Below are 20,550 nucleotides of genomic sequence, written 5' to 3'. Positions count from 1 at the left end.
ATCTCGCTGAAATTATCTTCGGTGACGAAAATGCTTTTGATGGTGGGCGAAGCATAGGTCCACGCCTTGCCAACATCCTTGGCGTTAAAGGCGTCCAACTGCTGCTGAATGGTCTGTTGAATTGGCGTTTCTTGCGCAGTTGCAGCGACGCCCGAACCGAAGGCGCTTGCAGCTAAAACCGCCAGACAAAGATAAAGTCGCATCGCAACCCCTCTCTAAACGTCCCCAAGTTAAGACTAGAGCAGGCTGGATTTTCGTCAAACAAAAACCCCCGACCCTCATATCAATATAGGTCCGGGGGCTTAAAATTTCGGCAGATCAGGCGATAAGTTCGCCATTCAAGCCACGGTCGAGCAGCGCAACGGTTTCTTCGACGCCATAAAGCGCGATGAAACCGCCAAAGCGCGGGCCGTCGGATGCGCCCAAAAGCACCTCGTAAAGTGCCTTGAACCAGTCGCGCAAAGGCTCAAACGCATGATCCTTACCGACCGCAAACACCATGCTTTGCAGCGCCTCGTCGTCCAAGCCGCCATCCCAAGCCACCAGACGCGCCCGCAGGTCGAGCATTGCGGCGCGTTCCTGATCTGTCGGTAGTCGGAACTCCCGTGTCGGTGCAATCCGGTCGGCGAAATAGCGCAAGGCATAGCCCGCCGCTGCATCGAGATCGGGGTTGCCCTCGGGCGATGCATCCGGCGCGTAACGCTTGATAAAGCCCCAAAGGCCGCGCGCATCCTTTGCCCCCGACACCGAGGCGAGGTTCAACAGCATTGAGAACGGCACCACCATTTTCGACACTGGCGGGTTGCCCTTGTGGATATGCCACACCGGATTGTTGATTTGCTGATCGACATCCTGCGTCGGATATGCCCGCAACTGCTGGTGATATTCGTCCATCGCGCGCGGGATCACATCGAAATGCATCCGTTTCGCCGTCTTCGGCTTTTGATACATGAAATACGACAGACTTTCCGACGAGGCATAGGTCAGCCATTCGTCAATCGTCAGGCCATTGCCCTTCGATTTGGAAATCTTCTGACCCTGATCGTCGAGGAACAGCTCATAGCTGAAATGGTTCGGCTTGCGGCCACCAAGCACCTCACAAATCCCGTCATAGATCGGGGTATTGGTGGAGTGATCCTTGCCATACATCTCAAAATCGACATCCAACGCCGCCCAGCGCGCGCCGAAATCTGGTTTCCATTGCAGCTTGACGTTGCCACCGGTGACAGGAAGCGTCCACTCGCGGCCGTCTTCATCATCAAAAGTGATGGTGTGATTGACCGGATCGACGTTCTTCATCGGCACATACAGCACCCGCCCGGTTTCGGGATGGATCGGCAGGAAACACGAATAGGTCTGCTGACGCTCCTCACGCAATGAGGCCAGCATGATCTTCATAATCGCATCATAGCGTTCGGTCGCGAGCTTCAGCGTGTCGTCAAACTTGCCCGATTTATAGAACTCGGTGGCCGAGATAAACTCATACTCAAAGCCAAACGTATCCAGAAACCGCCGCAACATCGCGTTGTTATGCGCGCCAAAGCTGTCGAACTCGCCATAAGGGTCCGGCACAGACGTCAGCGGCCGCTGCATATGCTCGCGTAACATCTCCTGCTGCGGCACGTTTTCAGGCACCTTGCGCATGCCGTCCACATCGTCCGAGAAACAGATCAACCGCGTCGGAATGTCCGAGATCGCCTCAAACGCCCGCCGGATCATTGTCGTGCGCGCAACCTCGCCAAAGGTGCCGAGATGCGGCAGGCCCGACGGGCCATAGCCGGTTTCAAACAGCACATAACCCTTCTCGGGGGCCTTTTTCTCAAAGCGTTTCAACAATGCGCGGGCCTCTTCAAAGGGCCAAGCTTTCGATTTCATCCCAGCATCGCGCAAAGCGGACATCGCGGCAGTCTCCCGGCTGCTCCAACCCCATGTTGTCGCAGTGCTTGTGTCCTCTATTGCCGCCGAGCCCGCAGGTCAATATTCTGCGCTGCAACAACAGGAGAGCAGTTTTGCCCGATACCCACCCCTCACTATCGCCGCAGGACGCCCTTCTTGCGGTGATGATCGCGGTTTCCGCCGCGGATGAGCAGATGCGCACCCCTGAACTGGTGGCGATCCAGCGCGCGGTGAACCACATGCCGGTGTTCGCAGGCTACGACGCCGACCGCTTCCGCGTGGTGGCGCAAACCGTGTTTGATCTGTTTGAGGTTGAGGACGGCTTAGACGCGCTGTTCGGCCTGATCCGTGACGCACTGCCCGAGCGGCTGAACGAGACCGCCTATGCGCTCGCCTGCGATGTGGCCACCGCCGATGGCAATCTGCGCGAGATCGAATTGCGGATGCTGGAAGAAGTGCGTGAGGAGTTGAACATCGACCGCCTGCACGCCGCAGCCATCGAATGGGGCGCAAGAGTGCGGCATTTGCGGCCTTGAGTTTAGTTCTGTGTTGCCGTTTTGGCTGAACTTTGGAGCCTCCGGCGGGGATACTTACCAGTATGAAAGCTTGGCGTTTCATCTTGGCTTAAATATCCCCGCCGGAGGCTTCTCCATTCAACCAGCTCAGGCGCGCCTACAAATATGCCGCGCCCCAACGGTTCAACAGCTGCCCCTGCAAGCGATGCGCCCGCTTCACCCACGCCCGATCACCCTCAGGCGACTCGCGATTCCACACTGGCACGGCTTGCCTGCGCGGCACATCGGCGGTGAAGATCGCAAACGCCAGCGATTTACCCCCCGGCGCATCGACATAGCCCGACAGGTTTGAGACGAAATTCATCGTGCCGCTTTTCGCAGCTACCCGCTTAGCACTGCCAGCCTTTGCAGCTTTGGCTGCAGCCTTGCCATCTCCGCTGGGTAAATCGGCGGTTTTCATCAGATCGTGCAGCATCGACAGCCGACCATCAGCCCGCGCCCTGATCATCACCTGCACCATCGCCGCAGGGCTGATCCGGGTCTTTGGCCCTAGCCCCGAGTGATCGCCAAACACCGTATCAATGCCAAACCGCCGCCGCGCCCATGTGGTCATCACCGCCGCCGAGCCTTGCAACGTGCCAGCGCCCGAGGCGGTAAGCCCCACCGCTTCCGCGGTCAGATTGGTCGAAAATCGCATCATCTTGCGCAGCAAATCCGGCAACACCTCGGACTCGTGCCGCACAATTTCCGCCGCCGCAGGCAGAGTATAAACCACCTCTGCCTTCGGCAGTTTAATCCCCTGCGCCGCGCATAGGGTCTGAAACACCTCGGCCACGTAGGTGCCCGCGTGCCGCACCGGCAACCAACGCGAACCCTCACGCCCCAACGCCCCGCGCGCCACTGACCAGCGATCCTGCGCCGCACCTGCCTCATAGGCAAACACCGGCACATCGCGGTCAACCACCTGCACCGATGCCATCGTCACGACTGGCGCAAACCGCGCGCCTTCCGCGTTCATTGTCAGCGAAAAGCCATCATTCACCGCTTTCCAGACAAAATTCACTCGGTTGAAGTTCAGCATCAGCCCCGAGATCGCCGGATTATAGCCGACGAAATCCGGCTGATCGGTGGCAATCTCATCGCGCTCCGGCAACGCCCCGGCGTAAGCTATAAACTTGCCCGTCACCTCTCGCAGACCCGAGGCCGCCAGAGCCGCCACCAGATCGCCCATCTTGTCGGTGTCAAACGTCGGATCACCACCGCCCGCCAAGATCAGATCGCCATCGAGCCGCCCTGAAACCACCGGCCCGGTGCGCATTATCCGCGTGACAAACCGATGCTCAACCCCCAGCTTTTCCAGTGCAAATGCCGTGGTCACAGCTTTGGTCACACTCGCAGCTGGCATTGCCACAGCTTCACCCGAAGCCTCTAGCACCCGGCCCGTCGCCAAATCCGCCACGCAATAGCCGACCACGCCAGTCAGCTTGGCCGCGTCAACCAACCCCGCCGCAGTTTTATCCGCTGGCTTGCCAACGGCGCTCGGCTCGGGTCGCGCGCGTGGTCGCAAAGATATGCTCGGAGCATCTGCCCAAGCGGGCAGGGCGGCCCCAGCCAGCAATCCGCCCAACACCCATCTGCGCCCAACATTCATATCGATTCCCTTGGTCACCCTCTGCGCTCAAATATCCCCGGCACAGCCTGCGATGCAATCGCAGCCACCACACAAGCGGCCAGCTTTCGCCACCGATCACGCCAAGTTCACCGCTTCCACTCACCGCGCGCCCGGATCGCACTGGACGACGTGCCATTCATCGGAATGTTCACAAAACACCAAGCCGGGGCTTTGCGTCCGCGCAAATTCTCCCCGCGTTGGACCTGATTTACCCGGAACGCCCGTGCAGCCGCGCTCATCCGCGCCGCCACCCCAGACCCCGGTCGCGCCAAAACCCCAACCGGAACCGAGCGCAAAATATCGCGCCAGCGATTCCAACGGTGAAACTGCACCAGATTATCCGCGCCCATCAGCCAGACAAAATTCACCCCCGGATAGATCGCCCTCAGCTTGCGAATGGTGTCGAACGTTGCCCGCGTGCCCAACCGTGCCTCAAGATCGGTGATCACCACGCGCGGATCAGGCATCACCGTCCGCGCCCGCGCCAAGCGTTCCGTCATCGGCGCAGGCTGCCGCGCCTTCAACGGATTACCCGGCGTCACCAACCACCAAACCTGATCCAAGCCCATCCGCTTCAACGCTTCCCGCGTGATATGCACATGCCCCTCATGCGCCGGATCAAACGATCCGCCCAAAAGGCCAATCACCATGCCCTTGCTCGCAATAGGAAACCCTGTCTTCATTTCGCCACATGACCCGAAGCCACGCGCCATTACAATGGCTTGAAGCGGCGCGGCATGAACGCCCCGACATATCCCGCGTCGCATCGCTTGGGTTAGTCAGATCACCGCCTGCTTGACCCCGCAAGTTACCTGATATAAGTCAGGTAATATCGCCGCCCCCCAAACAATCCAAACAATCCAAACAATTTGACTAAAATTTGCTTTCGCATTGGCGCAAATATCCCACGGGGTGCGGGGTGTGAACCCCGCCGACACATCCAGCAGACCAAGGCCCGAATATGCTCGACAACATCGCCCGTCTGCGCCGCTTCAACCGCGCCGTCACCCGCGAAGTAGGCGCGTTAGATCACTCGTATCTAGGCCGAGGCCGCCCGCTTGGTGCCGTTCGTGTGCTGCAACTGATTACACGCCGAGGCACTGACATAGCCCATATCCGGGCCAAACTAACCCTAGACTCCGGCCTGCTCAGCCGCCTGCTGCGCGCGCTCGAAGCCGAACATCTGATCCATATTACAACCGATCCAACCGATCGCCGCCGCCGCACCGCCCAATTGACCCCTGCGGGCGCGGCAGAAATGGCCGCCTATGATGCCATCGGTTATGCCAAAGCCACCGAAACCCTTGCCCGCGCAGGCAATCGCCAGCAAGCTCTGCTCGACGCGATGGATCTGATCGCCACCACCCTGCTGCGCGACCAGTTAGAAATCCGCGACGCCGACCCGAACGACCCTGCCGCAATCGCCTGCCTGCAAAGCTACTACGACCTGCTGCTCGAAAAAATCGACGGTCTGACCCCCAACATGCTGACCCTGCCACTCAGCGACCCCGACAATTACCGCGCCCCCCACGGCGCATTCTTGATCGCATTCAGCGACGATTTCCCCATCGGCACCGTCTCACTCCGCCCACTTGAGGCCACTATCGCCGAGGTCAAACGCCTATGGGTCGCCCCACATGCCCAAGGCCAGGGCCTCGCCCGCCGCTTGATGCAGGCCATCGAATCCCGCGCCAAATCTGTCGGCTACATCCACCTCAAACTCGACAGCAACGAAAGCCTCACCGAAGCCCTCACCCTCTACCGCCGCGATGGCTGGTCCGACATCCCCGCCTACACCAGCTTCCCAGCCACGCATTGGCTCGGCAAAACCCTGTAATTGCGCCCCCGCGACGTTGCCCTTGCCCCCAACAATCGCTACATGGGCAGCAACAAGCGGATCAGGAGCACCCCAATGGCCTCGTATCAATATGTCTACCACATGGAAGGCGTCTCCAAGACCTATCCCGGTGGCAAGAAGTGCTTTGAGAATATCCACCTGAACTTCCTGCCCGGCGTGAAGATCGGTGTGGTTGGCGTCAACGGCTCGGGTAAATCGACGCTGCTGAAGATCATCGCCGGCATGGACACCGACTTTAAGGGCGAGGCTTGGGCCGCCAAGGGGGCCAAAGTCGGCTACCTCGCGCAGGAGCCTTACCTTGACCCCAGCCTCGACGTGAAAGGCAACGTCATGCTCGGCGTCGCCAAGCAGACCGCCATTCTGGAACGCTACAACGAACTCGCGATGAATTACTCCGATGAGACGGCCGATGAGATGGCCGCCTTGCAGGATGAGATTGACGCAGGCAATCTGTGGGAACTTGAGGCTTCCGTCGGTGTCGCGATGGACGCTTTGCGCTGCCCGCCCGATGATGCCGATGTGGAATCGCTTTCAGGTGGTGAACGCCGCCGCGTGGCTTTGTGCAAACTGTTGCTCGAAGCCCCCGACATGCTGCTGCTCGACGAGCCGACAAACCACTTGGACGCCGAATCTATCGCTTGGCTGCAAAAACACCTGATCGCCTATCGCGGCACCATCCTGATCGTCACTCACGACCGCTATTTCCTCGACGATATCACCAGCTGGATTCTGGAACTCGACCGTGGCCGTGGCATCCCCTACGAGGGCAACTATTCGGCTTGGCTAGAGCAGAAAGCCAAACGCATGGGCCAAGAGGCGCGCGAGGATAAGTCGAAGCAAAAGGCGCTGGAGAAAGAACTCGAATGGATCCGTTCGGGTGCCAAAGCCCGTCAATCCAAAGGCAAGGCCCGCTTGGCGCGCTATAACGAAATGGCTGGCCAGTCGGTGCTGGAACGCTCCTCAACGTCGCAGATCATCATTCCGAATGGTGAGCGTTTGGGCAGCAAGGTGATCGAAGTCACCAACCTGAAAAAGCACATGGGCGACAAGCAATTGATCGAGGATTTGACCTTCACCATTCCGCCGGGCGCGATTGTTGGCGTGATCGGCCCGAACGGTGCTGGTAAATCGACGCTGTTCCGGATGCTTTCCGGCCAAGAACAGCCCGATGAGGGCACGATTGTTCTGGGTAACACCGTGCAGCTTTCTTACGTTGACCAATCGCGTGACGCTTTGGACCCGAACAAAAACGTTTGGGAGGAAATTTCCGGCGGTGCCGAGGTGATCCAGCTTGGCGATATGTCGATGAACAGCCGAGTTTACACCGGGGCGTTCAATTTTAAAGGCACCGACCAGCAGAAAAAAGTTGGCCTGCTTTCGGGTGGTGAGCGTAACCGCGTCCACATGGCGAAACTGCTGCGCTCGGGCGGCAACGTGCTGCTGCTCGATGAGCCGACCAACGATCTCGACGTTGAAACCCTGCAAGCCCTTGAATCGGCTATCGAAGACTTCGCCGGCTGCGCGATCATCATCAGCCACGACCGTTTCTTCCTTGACCGCCTTTGCACGCATATGCTGGCATTCGAAGGCGATGCGCATGTCGAATGGTTCGAGGGTAACTTTGAAGCCTACGAGCAAGACAAAATCCGCCGCCTCGGGCCGGACGCTCTGGAGCCGAAGCGCGCGAAATATAAGCGGTTCAGCCGTTAATCTCTGAATACCACCGCTCATAAAAATGCCGGGGAACTCCCCGGCATTTTTATTGCTACATCGGTTAGCCTACATTCGTCCGGTGAGCATTAAGATCAGCACGATAACCAGCACAATCCCGATTACCCCAACGCCGCCGTGGCCGTAGCCGTAGCCATAGCCGCCAAAACGACCACTAAAGCCGCCCAGCAGGAAAATGGCCAAGAGAATTATCAGAATAGTTCCAAGGGACATTGGTTTACTCCTCACTATATGGGAAAACAAAAGCTCGGCCAATCATCTGGCCGAGCCTTCGGTTACTTGCCTTTGACAGCGTCTCGTACGGCATCCTTCGCGCCGCCAGCCGCATTTTGCACGCGACCTTCAACTTGCTTGGCCTTACCTTCGGCCTTCATTTTTTCATCGCCGACGACTTTGCCAGCGGCTTCTTGAACTTTGCCGGTAGCAACCTTTGCCGAGCCTTTGATACGGTCTTTGTCCATAAAATTCCCCTTTGTTGTCACTAAGTTATCGTGCATGGAGCATTGCTGCTCAGGTGATTTAGCGGTTTGTCGATCATCACGGATATTCGCGCAGATTGTTCGCTTATCTGTTGCAGCGGCCGAGTGCCGTGACGCGATTGTTAACGCAGCGCAGCGTTAACGGTTCCGGGCATAGCCACCGCTTACCGGCGATGAGGGCTAAACAGCAAAGTTGGGATCGGGTGCCCAAGCCAACCGAATTATGCATGATCTTGGCGGGAACCGTAATTGCTCCAATGCGTTATACCTGCGTCTCAACTCTCAATGACGCACCTATCCGAGACAAACGTAAATAGTCGCGCAATAAAGGAGATCGCCATGAAAGGCATCGTTGCTTACTTCCTCGGGATTCCGATCGTGGTGATCATCCTGTTGTACGTCACTAACGTGTTTTAATTGGTCGCAAGCTGATTAACGCACGTTGATCGAAGAAACAGGCGGGGCAATGCCCCGCCTGTTTTTATTTAGACTGCCGAGAATAGCGAACTTTTCAGCTAGGGCAAACAGAGCCCGCCGGTCTATTCTTTGATGACATGCCAGACGTCGCCCAGACCGTCCCCGGTGGCATCGCCTTTCGCCTTGTCACCAGCAAACAAATACACCGGCTTGCCATCATATGCCCATTGTTTGGTGCCATCGGTTCGGTCCACCAATGTCCATCCCTCGCCGAGCGTTTCGTCAGCCTTGCCCAGATAGGGCGGCCACTTCACCGCGCAATCGTCGTAGCAGGCCGATACGCCGCCCGCATCTTTATCGAATGTATAAAGCGTCATGCCGTTCTTGTCGGCCAACATACCTTGGGCATGGGCGGCAAAGCCCGTCCCGAGCATCAAGGCGGCAGTTAGGGCGGCCAGAAATTTCGTCGGTTTCATTTGGTTCTCTCCCTTGCGGTCAGAAGCGCATTTGCGCTGCGGGATCAACCGGACCAAAACCCGGTCCCGCATGGGCCAGCGACTCTTGCTGTCCATGGATGAACTTACCACGAAACCCACTAGCGCGGATCGGCCTTTGGTCTGAGCATTACGTAGCTTGCGAAATATCGCCAGTGTTTGCGGTTTTCGCCGGGAAACATGGCTATTCGTCGGGCAGCGGGCGCGGTTTGCCCGCCTCGTCAATCGCTACGAAAGTGAACAGCCCCTCGGTGACTTTCTCACGCTGACTTTGCCGATTGCGCAAAACCCAAGCTTCAATTTCCAACCCCATCGAGGTGCGACCAACCCGCGCGATCTTCACATAGATGCACAAAACATCGCCAACCCGCACCGGTCGGATGAACTGCATCGCATCAATCGCCACCGTCGCCACCCGGCCATGCGCCCGCGCTGCAGCGACAATGCCCGCAGCCATGTCCATCTGGCTTAAAACCCAACCGCCAAAAATATCGCCGTTGTTGTTCACATCACGCGGCATCGTCAGGGTGCGCAGCGTCAAATCCCCGCTTGGCTGTTCCGCGTCTGGCTGGTCAACGTCTGGCTTGAGCGACATGGCGGCTCCGTTAAAATGGGCTAAGTTTAAGTTTGCTTAGGTGACAAGTTGGGTCAACCAATGTCACCTCAAATCTTAGGACCGAAGCTTTCCACAAACGCCACCATGCGCGGCAAACAATTGCCGCGAAGATCGTAGCGTTCGAGCGCAACCTGACGCGCCGCCGCCCGCATCGCAGTAAATCGTTCAGGATGCGCCAGACCTTCGATTATCGCCGCTGACCACCCCGGCACATCAAAGAAATCCACCAGTGTGCCGGTCTTGCCATTCTCCAACGCCTCCAAAACCGGACGGGTGGACGAGCCGATGATGTGGCACCCTGCAGCCATCGCCTCAATCATCGACCACGACAGAACGAACGGATAGGTCAGATAGGCATGGGCGCGGCTGACCTTCATCAGCGCCACGAATTCGGGGTAGCCCACTTTGCCCATGAAATGCAGCCGGGACATATCGAGGCCATCGCGCACTTCAGCCAGAAAATGCTCTTTCCAGCCCTTTGCATCCTTCGGCGCCGCGCCATACGACACGCCATCCCCGCCGACAATCACCACCTGAGCATTTGGCCGCGCCGCCATCACCGCAGGCAGCGCCCGCATGAAGGTGTGATAGCCACGATAGGGTTCCAGATTGCGGTTCACAAAAGTCAAAACCTCATCCCCGGGCTTGACCACCGCCCCGTTTGGCAAAGTAAAACGCGCCTCTGGATCGGGCGCCATCCCTGACGTATCGACCCCGTCATGGATCACCGTGATCATCCGACGCAAAGGTTTCGGATAGGTGGAGGCTTGCCATTCCGTCGGCGAAAGCCCTGCATCCGCATGCGCCAAAGCCTGCCCGAGATAGGCCGCACGACCCTGCGCAATCAGCACCTGATCGAAGTTCGGCTGCGCAAATTCGTGGTCGAAGCCCACATCGGCACCGCGGCCCCTGTAATAGAACTCGGCATAGACGATCAGCTTGGCTTCGGGCCAAACCTCTTTCAAAAACAGCGTTTCACCCCAGCCGGAATGGCCGAAAATCACGTCCGGGATATAGCCCTTCGCCCGCATCGCGCGTGCGGCTCGTGCTACAGTGATGCCACGGTCGCTCATCGTGGTATAATTGCGCCCCAACCGAGTAGCGGCGGGGTCAACCGCCTGCGCCTCGTGTTTGTATTTCGCCACGGGGATTGGCGACTCGCGGTTGTTGATGCCGTCGGTCAGCGCCATGCAATCATGCCCACGCGCTGCTAGTTCCGGTGCTAAATACAAAAACTGACCGGGGAAATTTTGATGCACAAACAATATCTTCATGGTCGCAGGTTGTCTCCAAATGCCGCGGCCATCAGCGCGCGTGTGTAGTCGGTTTTTGGGTTTGCAAACAGATCAGCGCCCAAGCCCGCCTCTACCACATCGCCATTCTTCATCACCATCACCTTATGTGCCAATGCCCGCACCACCCGCAGATCGTGGCTAATGAAAAGATAAGCCAGCCCCCATTTGCGCTGCAAATCGCGCAGCAAATCCACAATTTGCACCTGAACCGTCATATCCAAGGCGCTGGTCGGCTCATCCAGCACCACCAGTTTCGGCCGTAAAATCATCGCACGCGCAATCGCGATACGTTGGCGTTGCCCACCGGAAAACTCATGTGGATAGCGCGCCGCCATCGCGGGGTTCAGGCCAACCTCTGCCATGATTGCGGCGACCATTTCCGCCCGATTGCGCCCCGCCTCGACGCCATGCACGCCCAAACCTTCGGCGATAATCTCGGCGGCGGTCATCCGAGGGCTAAGACTGCCGAACGGGTCTTGAAACACGATCTGCATGTCGCGGCGGTGATCGCGCATCGCGCGGCCTTGCAGCCCCTGAATGTCTTGGCCCAGCACTACAATCCGCCCGGTGCTGTTGAGCAATCGCAAGACCGCCAGCGCCAGCGTGGTCTTGCCCGAACCACTCTCGCCGACCACGCCCAATGTTTCGCCCGCTCGGATCGACAGCGTCGCCTCGTTCACCGCCTTCACATGGCCGACCGTTTTGCGCAAAAACCCGGCTTGGATCGGAAACCACACCCGCAGCTTATCGACCTCTAGCACCACAGGCGCATCCGCCGCCACCGGGTCAGGCCGCCCCTGCGGTTCCGCCGCCAGCAGTTTTTGCGTGTAGGGATGTTGCGGATTGGCAAATATCTCCGCCGTTGGCCCCTGTTCAACAATCTCGCCGTTTTGCATCACGCAAACCCGGTCAGCGATGCGGCGCACGATGCCGAGATCATGCGTGATGAACAAAAGGCTAAGCCCCTCGGTCTGCTTCAATTCCGCCAGCAGTGCCAAAATCTGCGCCTGTATCGTCACATCCAGCGCCGTCGTAGGCTCATCCGCCACCAACAGTTCCGGCCCATTCGCAAGCGCCATCGCGATCATCACCCGTTGGCGCTGCCCGCCTGACAACTGATGCGGATAGGCGGTGAGACGGCTTTCAGCATCCCTTATGCCCACCTTATTCATCAATTCCAAACTGCGCACCCGCGCCGCCTGCCCGGTAAGCCCTTGATGCAGGCCAAGACTTTCCGCCAACTGCCGCTCAATCGTGTGCAGCGGGTTCAGGCTGGTCATCGGTTCCTGAAAGATGAAACTGATGTCATTGCCGCGCACCTGCCGCAGCTCGCGCTCACTGGCACCCACCATTTCGCGGCCCAGATACTTCACCGAGCCTGTGACCCGCGCGCTATCCGGCAGCAGCCCCACCGTGGACAAAGCCGTCACCGATTTGCCCGAGCCGGACTCGCCGACCAAAGCCACAGTCTCACCCTTATCGACGGTAAAACTGACGCCGCGCACCGCTGAAATATCGCGACCATCCTGCCGGAAACCAATGCTCAGGTTTGAAACCTCCAACACAGCGCTCATTGGAAGGTCTTTCTGGGGTCAAACGCATCGCGCACGCCTTCAAAGATGAAGACCAGCAGCGACAACATGATGGCGAAGGTGAAAAACGCGGTGAAGGCCAGCGACGGCATCTGTAAATTCTGCTGCGCTTGCCGTGAGAGCTGCCCCAAACTTGGCAGCGAGGCGGGCAGGCCAAAGCCCAGATAATCCAGCACTGCCAAAGACCCGATGGTGCCCGAAACCAAGAACGGTAGCATGGTCAGCGTCGCCACCATCGCATTCGGCAGCACATGCCGCACCATAATCACCCGATCCGGCACGCCCAAAGCCTTCGCCGCCCGGACATATTCAAAATTGCGCGCCCGCAAAAATTCCGCCCTGACCACGCCGATCAATCGCGTCCAGCCGAACAGCACCATGATCGTCAGCAATATCCAGAAACTTCGGTTCCACACCGCAAACACGATGATGATGAAATATAACTCTGGCACGCCGCCCCAGATTTCCAGGATGCGTTGAAAGATCAGATCGACCTTGCCGCCGAAATAACCCTGCACCGCCCCCGCCGCGATGCCGATGATTGAGGTCAGAAACGTCACGATCAGCCCGAACGCAATCGACAACCGAAAGCCGTAGATCACCCGCGCCAGCACATCGCGGCTGGTGTCATCGGTGCCAAGCCAATGCTGACTATCCGGGGCAGAGGGCGCTGCCTGACCACCCAAATCGTTGATCGTATTGTAAGAATAAGGGATCACTGGCCACCAAATGCTGCCTTTGACATAATCCGGTGTGGCTAAATCGAACGTGCCAGCCTTGACCTGCGCTGTGATCTCATCGGGCGTATCGAAGCAACTCTCTAGCCCGCCAGTCAGAATGAAACATTCTACTTCTGACGATTTGTAATTGGCCTCGGTTCTGAAATCGCCGCCGTAATCGGCCTCGGAATAGAACTTCAGAAACGGCATCCGCCATTCACCGCGATAATTCACCAGCAGCGGTTTGTCATTCGCCAACACTTCGGCGAACAGCGACAGCCCGAACAATAATGACAGGATCATCAGCGACCAATAGGCGCGGCGGTTGGATTTGAAATTGCGCCAGCGGCGTTGATTAAGTGGAGACAATGCCATCATCCCCTCCGATCAAAATCAATGCGGGGGTCGATCCAGACATACATCAAATCCGAGATAATCCCGACCACCAGCCCCATCAGGCCAAACGCAAACAGCGTGCCAAACACCACCGGATAATCGCGGCCCACCGCCGCATCAAAGCCAAGCTGGCCCAGCCCATTCAACGAAAAGATATTCTCAATGATCAGACTGCCGCCGAAAAACACGCTGATGAACAAAGCCGGAAATCCGGCAATCACGATCAGCATGGCGTTGCGAAACACATGGCCATAAAGCACTCGGTTTTCCGACAAACCCTTGGCCCGTGCCGTCATCACATATTGCTTTTTGATCTCATCGAGGAAGCTGTTTTTGGTCAGCAAAGTCAGCGTCGCAAAGGATGAGATCGTGCTGGCGATCACCGGCAAAGTGATGTGCCACAGATAATCCAGCGCTTTGCCGAGCAGCGAAAGTTCCGAGAAATTCTCGGACGTAAGCCCACGCAGGGGAAACAGCTTCCAATATGACCCGCCCGCCAGCAACACCAGCAGCATCACCGACACCAGCAGGCTCGGGATCGAATAGGCCACGATCACCACGCCAGAGGTCCAGGTATCAAACTTGCTGCCATCACGCACCGCTTTGCGAATGCCCAGCGGGATCGAGATCAGATAGGCGATCAGCGTTGACCACAGCCCCAAGGTGATCGAAACCGGCATTTTCTCCAAAATCAGCCCGACCACGCTTTGCGATTTGAAATAGCTTTCGCCAAAATCAAAGCGGATGAACTTGCCCATCATGATGAAAAACCGCTCGTAGGCGGGGATCATCTGTTTCTCGCAGGTTTTCGCCTGCTGCAAAGCAGTGCCGGTAAATCCTGGTGGGCAGATGAAGCGGGCAAAGCCGAACTCCACCTCTAGCTTGGCGCGAAACTCTGGCGGCAGACCGCGCGCACCGACATAGCCCTTGCCGCCTTGGGTATCCGCGCCCGCATCCTTGCCCGACGCACCGCTGACCGCCTCTATTGCATCGCCGTCGTTGTTCATCCGCGCGGTGATCTGGTCAAACGGCCCGCCCGGCACGAACTGGGTCAGCGCAAAGTTGACCACCATGATGCCGAACAACGTCGGGATCACCAGCAGCAGCCGCCGAAGAATGTAAGCCAGCATCTATTTGAGCACGCCTGCGGCCTTCAGCTTGTCGGCTTTGGCTTGATCAAACCACCAAAAACTAAGCTCGCCCAAAGCATAGGGTGGCAGAGCCTCGGGATGGGCGTATTGATCGTAATAGGCCACGAAATAAGACTTCCGATACCATTCCGGTATCCAGAACCGCTCGGCCCGCAGCACGCGATCCAGCGCCTGAATGACGGTATCCAGTTCTTCCCGGGTCTTAGCGCCCTCGACCAGTTCCAGCAGTCTATCCACCGCCGGATTGGCCACCCCAGCCCGATTGCGCGTCGAATTGTCTTTGGTAACCGAGGCATAGCCCTGCTTCAACTCACCGCCCGGCTCGTAGCCGCCATTTACCGCATTGCCAGTTATAATGTCATAGTCGAAATTCGGCGGATCGCTGCGCTGGCTCATCTGCGCCGGGTCCACCATGCTTAAGGACGCATCAATCCCCAAAGCCCGCAGGTTTTCGACGTAAGGGCTTATCACCCGCTCAAATGACGGGCTGTCCTCGAGAAACTCCAGCGTCAGCGTCTCACCCTTGGCATTGCGCCGCATCCCGTCCGCGCCCACTTCCCAACCGGCCTCATCCAGCAGTTTCGACGCTTTGCGCAAATTGCTCCGGTCCAGCGCCTTATCCGCCTTCGACACCGAGCCCATCACCGGCTCATCCGTCAGGATCGTCGCGGGCAAAAGCCCTTCATCGACCAAGGGTTGCAGCAAGGTCACTTCACCGGGATTTGCCGGCCCCTTGGCCGCCATCTGCGTGTTTTCCCAAATTGAGTTGATCCGGGTGTAAAGCCCATAGAACAGCGTCTGGTTCGACCATTCAAAGTTGAACATCAAACCAATCGCCTCACGCACGCGAGGGTCTTGCAGCTTCTCGCGCCGCAGGTTCAGCAAGAACCCCTGACCCGACGCGATATTGCCGTTCGGCAACTCGGCCTTGATCACGGTGCCATTGGTGATGCCCTCAAAGTTATACTGCGTTGCCCAGTTCTTCGCCGAGTTCTCCTGCCGGAAGGTGTAAACCCCGGATTTGAAGCCCTCTAGCGCGGCGGTATCATCGCCAAAATACTCATAGCGGATGCGGTCAAAGTTGTTCTGCCCAACCGAAAGCGGATGCGCTGCCCCCCAATAATCCGGGTTACGCTTGTAGATGATCTGCTGACCGGGACGCAAACTTTCCAGCACATAAGCCGAGGTGCCAAGGAACGGCTTCAGGCTGCTGTCCTCAAGATCGCGCTTGTTGGCCTCGTAATCCGTTTTCGACATGATCGTCAGGCTGCCCGCAGTTGCAGGCATATCGCGAAACTGTGTGCCGGGGGTGAAGGTGAATTTCACCGTGTAATCGTCCACCGCCTCGACGCTCTGAAACTTCTGATTGAACACCGAGCGGTATTCGGCGATGCCCTTGTCACGGAACATCTCATAGCTGAATACCACGTCCGCCGCCGTCATCGGGCTGCCGTCCGAGAATTTGACATCATGGCGCAGGTGGAAAATTACCCAAGACCGATCCTCGGGATATTCCATCGTCTCGCACATCAGGCAATAGGCCGAGCCGATCTCATCCGCCGTCCCCACCAGAATGCTTTCGTAAAATATCTGCGACCCAACCGCTGCAACACCCTTCACCGAATAGGGATTCAGGCTGTCAAAGGTGCCCGGATACCATTCCGAGATTTCGCCGCCCTTCGGCGCATCAGGGTTCACATAATCCAGGTGCTTGAAATCGGCGGGGTATTTCAGCGTGCCAAACGTCGATATGCCATGCGCGGTGATAACCTTGGCATCTTGCGCAAACGCCGCAGTCGCACTCAGCATCAACGCCGCCAGCGCAAAACCCGTGTTAATGTGCCGCATGGCCCGATCTCCCGTAATCCGCCGCTCTCATCAAGCGCTGCCGCGTTGCCGCAGCCATCGCTGCATATGCTAAATCGGAACCCGATCACGCCACAAGGCGCGAATGTGTGATCTGCCACGCCCGAAGCTCGCGGTGCTGTGAAAATGAAACAGCCGCCCAAAAGGACGGCTGTTGTGCAACCGCGAGGCTGCGCTGAATTATTTCATCGTCGCCAGATAGGCGATCACATCGGCGCGGTCCTGCACTTTCGGCAAACCAGCGAAACCCATTTTGGTGCCTGGAACATCGGCTTTCGGGTTGTGGATGAACGGGTCAAGCAATTCCGGCGTCCAAGGTGTATTGTCCGATGCCATGGCTTCCGAATACGCGAAGCCCTCGACCGAACCGCGCGGGCGTCCAACCACGCCGTTCAGATGTGGGCCGGTGCCATTGGTGCCATCAACCTTGTGACAAGCGGCACATTTCTTGAAGACCACCTCGCCTTTAACCGGATCAGCCGCTGCGAAAACTTCTGCCCAAGGCGGGCCCTCCGCCGCTGCGTCCCCTGCCGGAGCAGCCTCCTCAACCGCAATCGAATAGGCTTGGGCAACTTCTTCGCCACCGTGACCTTCGGCCCCCCCGCCGTGATACACGGCCTCACCCGCCCAAGAAATGAACAGATACACCAGAAGCGAGCCACAGATTGCGCCAGTCGCTTTGGTCAAAGTCATCGTGTCGAACATGTCGCGCCTTCCTTCGGGTCGTGTTTGGGTGGGCTGCAAAGCCGGAACCTGATTTGGGGTTATCTACTAGCTTCCCCCGCCCTCTTTCAAGGTATAGTAGCGCGACCAATTGCCCGAATGCCGGGCTTTTTACGGCGGAGTTGTCAAAAATGTCAGGGCGTATCGCATTTCAGGGCGAATTGGGCGCGTATTCGCATCAGGCTTGCCAACAGGCGCGCCCTGAAATGGAGGCATTTCCCTGCACCACCTTTGAAGACGTGGTCGAACTGACTCGCTCGGGCGAAGTAGAACTCGGGATGCTGGCGGTTGAGAACTCCACCTATGGCCGCGTCGCCGATGTCCATTCTTTGCTGCCACGCGCGGGCTTGCACATCGTCGATGAAGCCTTCGTGCGGGTGCATGTCAATCTTCTGGGCGTACCTGGGGCGAAATTGTCGGATGTGCGCGAGGCGCATGGCCATGTAGTGATTCTGCCGCAATGCGCTGGTTTTCTGCGCAAACATGGCATCGCGGGCAAGGTCAGCTCTGACAATGCGCGTGCCGCGCGTGAAGTGGTTGAATGGGGCGATGTCAGCAAGGCCGCTTTGGCCAGCGAACTTGCCGCCTCGATCTATGGCCTTGATGTGCTTGCACCCCATATCGAAGACAATGCCAACAACACCACGCGCTTTTTGGTGATGAGCCGCATTGCCGACCACAGCCGCCGTGCTGAAGATATGATAACCACCTTCACCTTCCGGGTCCGCAACATTCCGGCGGCGCTGTATAAGGCGATGGGCGGTTTTGCCACCAACGGCATCAACATGACCAAGCTAGAGAGCTATATGGTCGGCGGCAGCTTCACCGCGACCGAGTTCTATGCCGACATTGAAGGCCACCCCGAAGACGCCGCCGTCAAGCGCGCGCTAGAGGAGCTTCAATATTTCTCAACACAAGTCGATATCCTTGGGGTTTACCCGGCCGACCGGCGCAGGGGTTAGCTTCACGCCAATGCCCTGCCAACCGCGCAGCGGCGGCTCAGTATTTCTTGATCACGCCAGCCCGCGTTTCAATCTCGGCCGCGAGTTGCGCCACCCGCTGATCAAATTTACGGTCAATCCGCGCCCGCGCCAGCCGCAGCGATTGCAGAAACAACCGCGCGGTCAAGCTGCGCGGCGACACTTCCATCACCAGATGCATCCGGGTTCGCTTGGCACCGAGCGACATCAGTTCGATGGATGCAACCGCTTCAATCGACTTGGAAATCGCCGCAAACCGCAGCAGCGAAGGGCTTTCAATCTGTGTCAGTTCCAACTGCATATCGCGCGGCTTGCTGCGATATAGAAACCGCGCCGCCCATTGCATCCCCGCACCCGGACTGCGCAGCTTGTCTGTTCGCGAAACCTCTGCGCCGCGCCGCATCGCCGAGCGCTCCCAACTTTCAAAGTCGGAAAGGATGCGAAACACATCAGCAATCGGCGCTTCAATATCTTGCTTGGTCGCTAACCGCATCACTCGCCCCTAAACTGTGCCTATTGTTTTTTATGCGCTGAAATCAGCAACACCAATCGCAATTTCGCAATAGCGGTCAATCCAAACGTTCTGCAAGGAAATTGGCCATCAAAAATTGTGCAATCGCGCCTTTTCGCCCCGGTTTGATCTTCGGATGTTGCCCGGCCATCACCTCAACCAACTCCTCACGCGTCACCCATAACGCGTCTTCCAACTCGACCGGGTCCAGCGTGATCTCGTCCGACGTGGCCTCGGCAATGCAGCCGAACATCAATGATGCCGGAAACGGCCAGGGTTGGCTTGCCAAATAGCGCACGTCTGCCGTGGTTATCCCGGTTTCCTCAAACACCTCGCGCCGTACTGCCGCCTCTAACGTCTCACCCGGTTCGACAAACCCCGCCAGCAGCGAATACATCCCCTCCGGCCACGCAGCCGAGCGCCCGAGCAGCAGCTTGTTGCCCCGCACCACGAGCATGATCACCACCGGGTCAGTGCGCGGAAAATGATGCGCGCCACATGCAGGGCAACTGCGCTGCCAGCCTGCGTTGATCATATCAGACGCCACACCACAGGCCGAACAAAACCCATGCGTGTCATGCCATTGCAGCACCGCCTTGGCCGTCGCCGCCAGTTCCGCCTCACGCGGCGATAACTGCGCCATCACGCCGCGCAAATCTTCAAACGCGAAATCGGCAGGAAGGGAAGGGTGGCCTTGCCGCGCAGCATCCATAAAGCCCGCAGGTTGGCTTGGCTGCAAGACTTCGGGCTGCCATGCCGATATATCCTGCGCAAATCGCGGCACGCCATCGTCCAAGCCCAAAAACACCAGATCGCCCGTGCCAAGCACCACGCTATCCGCCGCCACCCATCCCAACGCCGCTTGCGCCACCACCAGCGGCTTGCCCCGCCAGAGCGGCAGCACCTGACCTACCGCCCGCAACGTCGCGATCTGCCCTGCATCGCTGCGCAACGCCGCCGCCCGATCCAACCCCGAGCCGCCAAATGTAACCGTTTCCGCCAATCGCATCGCAGCCCTCGCTTTGCCCCATTCCCCGATTTGGCTCGTTCATTACATGGAAACCCCGGCGCAGCAATCGCACCGACCCCAACGAAAAAACTCACCATACGGTCAAATTTGCAACTTGGACGCGAAACATTTCGTGCGACGCCAAATTTAACCTTCCTTTCGACAAATTACGGTGAGACGCTAAACCATTAGGAGAACGCGCGGGCGCAGTTCCGACGCTCTCGGCGGGAATGGAAACCACGGTGCAATACAGCCAACAGCCTATCCACGGCACGATCTCGGGCGCCCTTATGGGTGCCGAAATTCAGCTGCGCATCCTCGCTACTTCAGACCTTCACGCCAATCTGCTGGCTTGGGATTATCACTCTAACAAGCCCTGCCACCAACGCGGGTTGGCGCGGGTCGCCACGCTGATCCATACTGCCCGTCGAGAGCGGCCGCAAAACCTGCTGTTTGACAACGGCGATTTTCTGCATGGCACCGTGCTCGGCGATTTCTTGGCCGAGACCACGCCAACCATCCGCTCGGGCCGCCCGCTACATGCGCATCCAATGATCGCCTCGATGAACGCGCTGCGCTACGATGCTGCCGCCTTGGGCAATCACGAATTTGGTCATGGCTTGGGTTTTT

At 58.1% G+C, this 20,550-nt stretch carries 21 protein-coding genes; 5 read left to right on the top strand and 16 right to left on the bottom strand.

The genetic code is table 11. The annotated features are described in order from the left end of the window. Together JWS10_RS05150 and JWS10_RS05145 are read right to left on the bottom strand one after the other, a co-directional pair. The coding region (locus JWS10_RS05150; protein WP_299505307.1) for a DUF4864 domain-containing protein at nucleotides 1-203 on the bottom strand (203 nt) is incomplete at its 3' end. Nucleotides 204-318: 115 nt separating this feature from the next. After that, nucleotides 319-1,899, bottom strand: coding sequence for a lysine--tRNA ligase (locus JWS10_RS05145; RefSeq protein WP_299505306.1), 1,581 nt, complete (start codon nucleotides 1,897-1,899; stop codon nucleotides 319-321). A gap of 110 nt (nucleotides 1,900-2,009) precedes the next feature. On the opposite strand from JWS10_RS05145, the gene JWS10_RS05140 reads away from it, so the two are divergent. Further along, nucleotides 2,010-2,432, top strand: coding sequence for a tellurite resistance TerB family protein (locus tag JWS10_RS05140; RefSeq protein WP_299505305.1), 423 nt, complete (start codon nucleotides 2,010-2,012; stop codon nucleotides 2,430-2,432). Nucleotides 2,433-2,568: 136 nt separating this feature from the next. Here JWS10_RS05140 and dacB read toward each other — a convergent pair whose 3' ends face one another. Together dacB and JWS10_RS05130 are read right to left on the bottom strand one after the other, a co-directional pair. Beyond that, complete coding sequence (gene dacB / locus JWS10_RS05135; RefSeq protein WP_299505304.1) at nucleotides 2,569-4,062, bottom strand: D-alanyl-D-alanine carboxypeptidase/D-alanyl-D-alanine-endopeptidase; 1,494 nt, start codon at nucleotides 4,060-4,062, stop codon at nucleotides 2,569-2,571. Nucleotides 4,063-4,169: 107 nt separating this feature from the next. After that, a complete protein-coding gene (locus tag JWS10_RS05130; protein ID WP_299505303.1) occupies nucleotides 4,170-4,766 on the bottom strand; it encodes a nicotinate-nucleotide adenylyltransferase in 597 nt (198 codons plus the stop codon). 278 nt (nucleotides 4,767-5,044) lie between these two features. Here JWS10_RS05130 and JWS10_RS05125 point away from each other — a divergent pair, with 278 nt between their 5' ends. After that, nucleotides 5,045-5,920 (top strand): helix-turn-helix domain-containing GNAT family N-acetyltransferase, encoded by an 876-nt coding sequence (locus tag JWS10_RS05125; protein WP_299505302.1) that lies wholly within the window; start codon nucleotides 5,045-5,047, stop codon nucleotides 5,918-5,920. Between the two features lie 75 nt (nucleotides 5,921-5,995). After that, a complete protein-coding gene (gene ettA / locus JWS10_RS05120) occupies nucleotides 5,996-7,651 on the top strand; it encodes an energy-dependent translational throttle protein EttA (RefSeq protein ID WP_299505300.1) in 1,656 nt (551 codons plus the stop codon). Nucleotides 7,652-7,720: 69 nt separating this feature from the next. Here the strand turns inward: ettA and JWS10_RS05115 are convergent, their stop codons facing one another. The 10 genes from JWS10_RS05115 to JWS10_RS05070 all read right to left on the bottom strand — a co-directional run bounded on the left by JWS10_RS05115 (nucleotide 7,721) and on the right by JWS10_RS05070 (nucleotide 17,402). Then, nucleotides 7,721-7,885, bottom strand: a complete 165-nt coding sequence (locus JWS10_RS05115; protein WP_299505299.1) for a DUF3309 family protein — start codon at nucleotides 7,883-7,885, stop codon at nucleotides 7,721-7,723. A 62-nt stretch (nucleotides 7,886-7,947) separates the two neighbouring features. Then, nucleotides 7,948-8,133 carry a CsbD family protein gene (locus JWS10_RS05110; protein WP_299473999.1) on the bottom strand — a complete coding sequence of 62 codons (186 nt, stop codon included), beginning with the start codon at nucleotides 8,131-8,133 and terminating at the stop codon, nucleotides 7,948-7,950. 557 nt (nucleotides 8,134-8,690) lie between these two features. Then, nucleotides 8,691-9,044: a hypothetical protein gene (locus JWS10_RS05105; RefSeq protein ID WP_299505298.1), complete on the bottom strand. Its 354-nt coding sequence runs from the start codon at nucleotides 9,042-9,044 to the stop codon at nucleotides 8,691-8,693. 202 nt (nucleotides 9,045-9,246) lie between these two features. Then, nucleotides 9,247-9,657 (bottom strand): acyl-CoA thioesterase, encoded by a 411-nt coding sequence (locus tag JWS10_RS05100; RefSeq protein WP_299474005.1) that lies wholly within the window; start codon nucleotides 9,655-9,657, stop codon nucleotides 9,247-9,249. 68 nt (nucleotides 9,658-9,725) lie between these two features. After that, complete coding sequence (locus JWS10_RS05095; RefSeq protein ID WP_299505297.1) at nucleotides 9,726-10,952, bottom strand: glycosyltransferase; 1,227 nt, start codon at nucleotides 10,950-10,952, stop codon at nucleotides 9,726-9,728. Beyond that, complete coding sequence (locus JWS10_RS05090) at nucleotides 10,949-12,547, bottom strand: ABC transporter ATP-binding protein (protein WP_299505296.1); 1,599 nt, start codon at nucleotides 12,545-12,547, stop codon at nucleotides 10,949-10,951. The genes JWS10_RS05095 and JWS10_RS05090 overlap by 4 nt, the downstream gene beginning before the upstream one ends. Next, nucleotides 12,544-13,659 carry an ABC transporter permease gene (locus tag JWS10_RS05085; protein WP_299505294.1) on the bottom strand — a complete coding sequence of 372 codons (1,116 nt, stop codon included), beginning with the start codon at nucleotides 13,657-13,659 and terminating at the stop codon, nucleotides 12,544-12,546. The genes JWS10_RS05090 and JWS10_RS05085 overlap by 4 nt, the downstream gene beginning before the upstream one ends. Beyond that, a complete protein-coding gene (locus tag JWS10_RS05080; RefSeq protein WP_299505293.1) occupies nucleotides 13,659-14,810 on the bottom strand; it encodes a microcin C ABC transporter permease YejB in 1,152 nt (383 codons plus the stop codon). The genes JWS10_RS05085 and JWS10_RS05080 overlap by 1 nt, the downstream gene beginning before the upstream one ends. Continuing rightward, on the bottom strand, nucleotides 14,811-16,679 hold the full coding sequence (locus tag JWS10_RS05075) for an extracellular solute-binding protein (RefSeq protein WP_299505292.1): 1,869 nt from the start codon (nucleotides 16,677-16,679) through the stop codon (nucleotides 14,811-14,813). Between the two features lie 198 nt (nucleotides 16,680-16,877). After that, nucleotides 16,878-17,402: a cytochrome c family protein gene (locus tag JWS10_RS05070; RefSeq protein ID WP_299480259.1), complete on the bottom strand. Its 525-nt coding sequence runs from the start codon at nucleotides 17,400-17,402 to the stop codon at nucleotides 16,878-16,880. Nucleotides 17,403-17,551: 149 nt separating this feature from the next. Here JWS10_RS05070 and JWS10_RS05065 point away from each other — a divergent pair, with 149 nt between their 5' ends. Beyond that, complete coding sequence (locus JWS10_RS05065; RefSeq protein ID WP_299480262.1) at nucleotides 17,552-18,382, top strand: prephenate dehydratase; 831 nt, start codon at nucleotides 17,552-17,554, stop codon at nucleotides 18,380-18,382. A gap of 37 nt (nucleotides 18,383-18,419) precedes the next feature. On the opposite strand, the gene JWS10_RS05060 is transcribed toward JWS10_RS05065, so the two are convergent. Both JWS10_RS05060 and nudC read right to left on the bottom strand, forming a co-directional pair. Then, a complete protein-coding gene (locus tag JWS10_RS05060) occupies nucleotides 18,420-18,893 on the bottom strand; it encodes an SRPBCC family protein (RefSeq protein WP_299480265.1) in 474 nt (157 codons plus the stop codon). Between the two features lie 76 nt (nucleotides 18,894-18,969). Further along, entirely contained in the window at nucleotides 18,970-19,920 is a 951-nt protein-coding gene (gene nudC, locus JWS10_RS05055) for an NAD(+) diphosphatase (protein ID WP_299480268.1), read from the bottom strand. 242 nt (nucleotides 19,921-20,162) lie between these two features. On the opposite strand from nudC, the gene JWS10_RS05050 reads away from it, so the two are divergent. Beyond that, nucleotides 20,163-20,550: metallophosphoesterase (locus JWS10_RS05050; protein ID WP_299505290.1), on the top strand; the 388-nt coding region annotated here is incomplete at its 3' end.

This window comes from Cypionkella sp. (genome assembly GCF_028290025.1).
Taxonomy (GTDB): domain Bacteria; phylum Pseudomonadota; class Alphaproteobacteria; order Rhodobacterales; family Rhodobacteraceae; genus Cypionkella.
Note: the sequence above shows the minus strand (reverse complement) of the source record. Positions and strands in the feature narration are given on the sequence as shown.

Bases quoted from the DNA above. Each gene is read 5' to 3' on its own strand.
- JWS10_RS05145 (WP_299505306.1), bottom strand. From the start codon at position 1,899: ATGTCCGCTTTGCGCGATGCTGGGATGAAATCGAAAGCTTGGCCCTTT.
- dacB (WP_299505304.1), bottom strand. From the start codon at position 4,062: ATGAATGTTGGGCGCAGATGGGTGTTGGGCGGATTGCTGGCTGGGGCC.
- JWS10_RS05130 (WP_299505303.1), bottom strand. From the start codon at position 4,766: ATGAAGACAGGGTTTCCTATTGCGAGCAAGGGCATGGTGATTGGCCTT.
- JWS10_RS05125 (WP_299505302.1), top strand. From the start codon at position 5,045: ATGCTCGACAACATCGCCCGTCTGCGCCGCTTCAACCGCGCCGTCACC.
- ettA (WP_299505300.1), top strand. From the start codon at position 5,996: ATGGCCTCGTATCAATATGTCTACCACATGGAAGGCGTCTCCAAGACC.
- JWS10_RS05115 (WP_299505299.1), bottom strand. From the start codon at position 7,885: ATGTCCCTTGGAACTATTCTGATAATTCTCTTGGCCATTTTCCTGCTG.
- JWS10_RS05110 (WP_299473999.1), bottom strand. From the start codon at position 8,133: ATGGACAAAGACCGTATCAAAGGCTCGGCAAAGGTTGCTACCGGCAAA.
- JWS10_RS05105 (WP_299505298.1), bottom strand. From the start codon at position 9,044: ATGAAACCGACGAAATTTCTGGCCGCCCTAACTGCCGCCTTGATGCTC.
- JWS10_RS05100 (WP_299474005.1), bottom strand. From the start codon at position 9,657: ATGTCGCTCAAGCCAGACGTTGACCAGCCAGACGCGGAACAGCCAAGC.
- JWS10_RS05095 (WP_299505297.1), bottom strand. From the start codon at position 10,952: ATGAAGATATTGTTTGTGCATCAAAATTTCCCCGGTCAGTTTTTGTAT.
- JWS10_RS05090 (WP_299505296.1), bottom strand. From the start codon at position 12,547: ATGAGCGCTGTGTTGGAGGTTTCAAACCTGAGCATTGGTTTCCGGCAG.
- JWS10_RS05085 (WP_299505294.1), bottom strand. From the start codon at position 13,659: ATGGCATTGTCTCCACTTAATCAACGCCGCTGGCGCAATTTCAAATCC.
- JWS10_RS05080 (WP_299505293.1), bottom strand. From the start codon at position 14,810: ATGCTGGCTTACATTCTTCGGCGGCTGCTGCTGGTGATCCCGACGTTG.
- JWS10_RS05075 (WP_299505292.1), bottom strand. From the start codon at position 16,679: ATGCGGCACATTAACACGGGTTTTGCGCTGGCGGCGTTGATGCTGAGT.
- JWS10_RS05070 (WP_299480259.1), bottom strand. From the start codon at position 17,402: ATGTTCGACACGATGACTTTGACCAAAGCGACTGGCGCAATCTGTGGC.
- JWS10_RS05065 (WP_299480262.1), top strand. From the start codon at position 17,552: ATGTCAGGGCGTATCGCATTTCAGGGCGAATTGGGCGCGTATTCGCAT.
- JWS10_RS05060 (WP_299480265.1), bottom strand. From the start codon at position 18,893: ATGCGGTTAGCGACCAAGCAAGATATTGAAGCGCCGATTGCTGATGTG.
- nudC (WP_299480268.1), bottom strand. From the start codon at position 19,920: ATGCGATTGGCGGAAACGGTTACATTTGGCGGCTCGGGGTTGGATCGG.